The organism is Bacteroides sp. (assembly GCF_028690125.1).
GTDB lineage: Bacteria > Bacteroidota > Bacteroidia > Bacteroidales > Bacteroidaceae > Bacteroides.
This window is the reverse complement of sequence record NZ_JAQVBV010000036.1, coordinates 45,413-51,439: the sequence shown is the minus strand read 5'-3', so window position 1 is coordinate 51,439 and position 6,027 is coordinate 45,413. Positions and strand designations below refer to the sequence as shown.

Sequence of the window (6,027 nt, the reverse complement as noted above, 5' to 3'; positions counted from 1 at the left end):
TAGATGACGGAGAGCCGGCTATTGATTTAATGGAGAATATCTATTCTAAGGATTGGTCCAATACAGTAACCCTAAGGCTAGGCGGAAATTTGCCGGGCACAAATGGCAAGAGAGGTCTGTACAGTGTAAACGGAAAGTTGCTCTCTGTAGACGCAAACAACAACAAAATATATGAAATTAACCCAGACGGCTCCGGTATGTTTGGGTTTGGTGCGTTTCATTTTTCTAAAGATGGCATAGAATTTTCCAAAGATGCAAAAATAACTTGGAATAACTTCATTGACGAATACATAGCCAACGGTACTACTATCGGCAGCAAATTTGTAGCTTCTCCTACAGGATTCTTTGGAAGCAAAGCAAGTAACGGCAAATTAACAGGAGTATTAATGGGTAAAAATGTAACGGTCAATGGAGTAACAAGGACAGGTATATTCGCTCTGGTGGATGATGTTCCTGTGTTTGAGCTGGACCCTATCACCAAAAAGTATAAGTTTGAAGGAGAGATTAAGGCTACGAGTGGATCGTTAGAAGGTTTGAACGTAAATAGATGTAAGATAGAAAATGCGTTTATTCAAGGTGCTACTAAATTAGGAGAGGTCGATTCATCCAAAATGAAAATAACTAGCAACTTTATCGTATTTAGTAATTTAAGTAGCGCATATCCTATATTAAGTGTTCCGACAACTGACGTCGCCGACGGTCTTGACCTAACATTAAATGCTCCTGTTGAATTCAAGATAATGAATATTTCCGTAGCAATAATCAAAATAATGTTTGCTGGTAATTCTGATAATACCAGCACTTGTTATGCTTATAATAAAATGGGTACAAGTGGCATTTATTCTGACCAAATAACCTTTAATGTATTACACATTCCTTCCAGTTGGCGTAGTACTTTGATTTTTATACCAACCTCTAAAGCAGCTGGCGAATACATAGGGAAATGGTATTTACTTGATTCTAACAGATATCAGTTGTATTATAACGCAAGCGTTTCCGCTAATTTCAGATATGAGATGGCTCCAATAGCAATCAACAGCACTATTAATAAGTAAATTATAAAAACAAGTATTAATATAAAACTAAAAATTATGGAAAATCAAGATCTTAAGATTAGTAACGTGACTACAGTCATGAAAGTAGAAAAAGAAGTCAGCGGTTTCAAAGTATCAGGAACAGTTGAAGTGTACAACAACAGCAAGGAAATTAAGAAGATCGACGCTAGAATTATTGCTTCAAATGAAATAGATTCTATGAAGTCTTACAACTATAGTGTTAATCGGTATGTATCTAATCCGATGGAAGGAATTTCATCAAGTAATGAAGATTCTATTCCCATACTTGCAGTTGGAATAGAGTTTGAAAAACTTATTGAAGCAGCAATTGCAGCTAATCAGTTAAATACAATTTAAATCAATAATAATCTAAAATAATAGGAGAAATAAAAAATGAAAACATTAGATGTAATCAACGTATACAAAGTATTGAATGAAGCCAAACTGTCTAAAATGGATGATTCTGATAAGTTTAAGGTGATTAAGGCTGTCAGGGCGTTAAGAGCTATAGCGAATGACTTTGAAGAATTGGTGAAAGACGTTCAGGAGAAACTGAAAGATGAGTCATTTGCAGAAATGCAAGCTAAAGCGCAGAAATGGCAAGACGAAGGAGAAAAAACTTCTCTTTCAATTGATGAGCGCAAAAGTATTAATCAATACTTCAGTGATTACAGTAACAAAGTCGATAAGTGCTTGAAAGAAGAAGGAGAGAAAGATAATGAACTTACTTTCGAAAAGCTGACTGACGAAGCATTAGATAAGCTAGCTTCCTCCAACGACTGGAATGTTAAGACTGTCATACAGGTCCAAGACGCTTTGTGTTTGTAATATTAAAAGCTGTCCTGCTCTAACGAGTTGGACGGCTTATAATACTAAAATAAAAAATCACATTTCGTTTTGTGTTAATGAGGCTAAAATTGAAACAAATCGTTTTGGTAAAGTGTCACAAATCGTTTTGTGGTTTCTAGGTTAGCCAATTTTGGACATTCCGTGACCTGTTTTTCTGAATTTTGTATTGGTCACGAATTGGTCATAGAAGTGTGTCTTTTCGTGACCTTTTCGTGTCTTTGGTCACGGACTATATACAAAGAAAAACTCCTGCAATACCTTGATATTGTAGGAGTTGTCTAATTCTTGTCGCCGTTTGGCTTCTCTTTCAGTGATCCGCCTGGGGCTCGAACCCAGGACCCCAACATTAAAAGTGTTGTGCTCTACCTGCTGAGCTAGCGAATCAATCCTTATTGCAAATCAGTTATTTCCTGATTGCGGGTGCAAAGGTAGTCACTTTTATTTAAATTGCAAGTGTTTTGTGGAAAAAAGTGCTAATTATTTTCTTCTTTATCGTTTGTTTCTTGATTATCAGATACTTCTACTTTATCATATTTTATTTGTTCTTTGTTAATAATGAAGCGTTGATAGTATGAAAGCATCAAAGTTGTAAGTGGTAGAGCGATAATCATTCCTAGCATTCCCATTAAAGAACCCCAAATGGAAAGTGACAAAAGGATAATTGCGGGATTTAATCCTGTGATTTTTCCCATAATTTTAGGAACAAGGAAAGTATCTTGTATGGCTTGAACGATAATAAAAACAGCTAATGCACACACTATAATGATCCAAAAATTCTGTCCAGTATCAGCAGCTTTGAGGATAGCTAACATTATAGTAGGGAGAAAACCTATAATTTGCAAATAAGGTACCATGTTTAGAGCACCGATGAAAAGTCCAAGTGCAATAGCCATTGGGAAATCGATAATTAGAAAACCTATACTGAAAAGAATTCCTACACAGAATGCTACTAAAGCTTGACCGCGAAAATATTTGTTCATGCCATTCTGTAAGTCGTAAACTAGATTAGATGCGAATTTACGATATTTGTTAGGAAGCAAATGTAACCATCCTTCAGCGATAGCTTCATAATCCAATAATATAAATATAACATATAATAATATAATGAAAGAAGCGAAAATACTAAATATGATATTGATGGATTCTGCTACTAAAGCCCACATTCTGGGAACTGTATCCTTGATAGCGGCGAGAATGTTTTCTTCACTCAGAAGACGATTTAACGCTTGGAGGTCAATGTTCTCATGGATGAATTCAGAAAGAGTCTTGGGAATATTGTTTCCTGCTCCATTAGTCAGGTAAGCCATCAATAAATCATTCATTCTACCCATTTCAGAGATCATTGGTGGTACTAATAGATAGAATAAAGCGACTCCGACAACTGTAATCAGAAACAATGCACAAAAAATGGAAAGAATTCGACTCTTTAACCGTAGCTTGTATTGGAAAAATTTCACTAAAGGATAGATCATATAGGCAATTAGCCAGGCAATAAAAAAAGGTAATAGCACACCGCTTAGTCGTTGTACCAGCATTAATATTCCAATTACTAATGCAAATCCGATAGAAGCACGTATAAAACTGTCAAATGTGATCTTCTTTTTTTCCATATCTATTTTTATTAGGATTATACCTGTTTATCCTTTTTTAATGCCTGAAGATAGCATTCTCTACATAAAGGCTCATATTCAGCTGTTTCTCCTAAAAGAACTTGCTTGTCGTTTTTCACAGTTCGATGTGAAAAAGATGCTAGCTGACCACATTTTACGCAGATTGCATGTACTTTAGAAACTTCATCTGCAATGGCGCATAATTGAGGCATCGGGCCGAATGGATTCCCTTTAAAATCCATATCCAATCCTGCAATAATTACACGGATTCCATTATTAGCAAGCTGCTTGCATACATCAATCAACCCATCATCAAAGAATTGTGCCTCGTCAATACCTACAACATCTATCTCAGAAGTGAACAACAGAATACTGGCAGATGAGTCTATGGGAGTCGAAGCAATGGAATGACTGTCGTGCGAAACAACTTCTTCTTCGGAGTAGCGCGTGTCAATGGCAGGTTTGAATATCTCTACACGTTGCCGGGCAAATTTTGCTCTCTTCATTCTTCTAATCAGTTCTTCTGTTTTTCCTGAGAACATAGAACCACAAATAACTTCTATTCTACCTCTTCTTCTAGTTTCTTGTATGTGATCTTCTGAAAATAAAACCATGTGATTTTGTGTATCTTAATTAAATGAATATATGTACAAAGGTAATATAACCTTGGAAATTTCTTCATTAATGGAGAAACTTTATTTTTCATATTCCTTTATTCTTTTGATTGTAGAAAAATATGCTTCCAGACATACATATGGGAGACTCTCATATGTATGTCTAGGAAAGTTATTATAGCATAATTTACGACCTATAAGAACTGTTAAATTATTCTTTATTTTAAGTTATTGCACAATTTATTCCTACATTCGCATAATAAATAACGATAAAAGGACATGGAACAGAAACTATTAGCAGATATAGAGTTGGATGTTCAGGAGTTGAAATGCCTTATGAAGTCATTTTCTCAGGAACCGAATTCGACTTTAACTGAATTGTTGAAGCGGAATATCATGCAAATGCAGGGACGCTTGGAGCAACTGCTGCAGAAATTAAATTCTGATCGAGAAATTCCATTGGCTTCTATTACCACTGAAAAAATAGTGAAAAACTCATCTCCTATTATAGAGAAATCTTCTGATAAAGAAATCGTAACTACTGCTATAGAATCTTTTTCCATTGAAGAAGCGTCTGCCGTTGTGAAAGAAACGGTGGAAGAAGTTGTAAAAGCCACAACCATAGTTACGGCATCATCATCATTAGCAGCAGAACAAGAAGAACAAGAAATTACTGAGTTAAAAAAAGAGGAACTTCCAGTTGTGAAGGAGTTTTTTGTTGTAGAAGACCTTCTTAAAAATGAGGAAGTTAATAATAGGAAAAAAGAAGAAGTTAATAAAGTAAAAGAGCCTTTGATTAAAGAAGATCCGTTTGTTATCAAAGAAACTCCTATCATAGAAAATACTTCTATCATAGAAACTATGGAAGAAAAAGAGCTTGTTGTAGAAGAAGGTGATAATGATCTTCCAGCTCACAGAGAAGAAATTAAACTTTCTGTTTTAGGAGAAAGCATACAAATCTCAAAAGGTTTACGCTCTTCGATTAGTTTGAATGATTCTTTCCGATTTTCACGTGAACTATTTGATGGTGACGGTAGCCTGATGAATCGTGTTATTGAGCAAATTTCGGTCATGAATTCCTATAAAGCAGCCATGGTCTTTCTCACCTCAAAAGTCAATATCATTGAAGAAAATGAGACACACAATGACTTTCTTGAGTTACTAAAGAAATATTTTAATCAATCAGCATAAAGGATATATGGGAAAGTTGTTTGTAGTACCTACGCCGGTAGGAAATTTGGAGGATATGACTTTTCGTGCTATCAAAGTGCTGAAAGAGGCTGACTTGATTTTAGCGGAGGATACACGCACTTCGGGAATCTTGTTAAAGCACTTTGAAATAAAGAACGCGATGCAATCTCACCATAAGTTTAATGAACATAAAACAGTAGAGAGCGTTGTTAATAGAATAAAGGCGGGTGAAACGGTTGCACTGATTTCAGATGCCGGTACTCCTGGGATTTCCGATCCTGGTTTTCTGGTTGTCCGTGAATGTGTCCGTAATGGTATTGAAGTACAATGCCTTCCGGGGGCTACAGCATTTGTTCCGGCATTGGTCGCCTCGGGGTTACCAAATGAAAAGTTTTGTTTTGAAGGCTTTCTTCCTCAAAAAAAAGGGCGTCAAACACGGTTGAAAGGCTTGGTCGAAGAACAACGTACAATGGTGTTTTATGAATCCCCTCATCGATTATTGAAAACGTTAATTCAGTTTGTCGAATATTTTGGTGCTGAACGTCAGGCAACTGTGTCTCGAGAAATATCCAAGATACATGAAGAAACCGTTCGTGGAAGCTTGGCTGAATTGGTGGAACATTTTACCGTTGCTGAGCCACGGGGTGAAATAGTGATAATACTTGCAGGAATAGACAATTAAAAATAACTTCATTTAAAAACGTAAAA

Annotated in this window: 6 protein-coding genes, 1 tRNA gene and 1 pseudogene; 5 read left to right on the top strand and 3 right to left on the bottom strand. The window is 35.9% G+C overall.

Annotation, left to right across the window (positions count from 1 at the left end; all coding sequences use genetic code 11):
• The 3 genes and pseudogenes from PHO71_RS19430 to PHO71_RS19420 form a co-directional block, all read left to right on the top strand.
• Positions 1-1,055 (top strand): annotated as a pseudogene (locus tag PHO71_RS19430) (hypothetical protein); the annotation flags it as partial.
• Positions 1,056-1,091: 36 nt separating this feature from the next.
• Positions 1,092-1,412: a hypothetical protein gene (locus PHO71_RS19425; RefSeq protein ID WP_300206520.1), complete on the top strand. Its 321-nt coding sequence runs from the start codon at positions 1,092-1,094 to the stop codon at positions 1,410-1,412.
• Between the two features lie 36 nt (positions 1,413-1,448).
• Positions 1,449-1,883, top strand: coding sequence for a hypothetical protein (locus PHO71_RS19420; protein WP_300206518.1), 435 nt, complete (start codon positions 1,449-1,451; stop codon positions 1,881-1,883).
• A 332-nt stretch (positions 1,884-2,215) separates the two neighbouring features.
• Here the strand turns inward: PHO71_RS19420 and PHO71_RS19415 are convergent.
• From PHO71_RS19415 to PHO71_RS19405, 3 genes are all read right to left on the bottom strand, one after another.
• Positions 2,216-2,288, bottom strand: a tRNA-Lys gene (locus PHO71_RS19415).
• Positions 2,289-2,377: 89 nt separating this feature from the next.
• A complete protein-coding gene (locus PHO71_RS19410; protein ID WP_300206516.1) occupies positions 2,378-3,514 on the bottom strand; it encodes an AI-2E family transporter in 1,137 nt (378 codons plus the stop codon).
• A 17-nt stretch (positions 3,515-3,531) separates the two neighbouring features.
• Positions 3,532-4,128 carry a thymidine kinase gene (locus PHO71_RS19405; protein ID WP_300206514.1) on the bottom strand — a complete coding sequence of 199 codons (597 nt, stop codon included), beginning with the start codon at positions 4,126-4,128 and terminating at the stop codon, positions 3,532-3,534.
• A gap of 279 nt (positions 4,129-4,407) precedes the next feature.
• On the opposite strand from PHO71_RS19405, the gene PHO71_RS19400 reads away from it, so the two are divergent.
• Positions 4,408-5,319: a hypothetical protein gene (locus PHO71_RS19400; RefSeq protein WP_300206513.1), complete on the top strand. Its 912-nt coding sequence runs from the start codon at positions 4,408-4,410 to the stop codon at positions 5,317-5,319.
• A 7-nt stretch (positions 5,320-5,326) separates the two neighbouring features.
• Positions 5,327-6,001, top strand: coding sequence for a 16S rRNA (cytidine(1402)-2'-O)-methyltransferase (rsmI, locus tag PHO71_RS19395; RefSeq protein WP_300206511.1), 675 nt, complete (start codon positions 5,327-5,329; stop codon positions 5,999-6,001).
• Positions 6,002-6,027 lie beyond the last annotated feature (26 nt).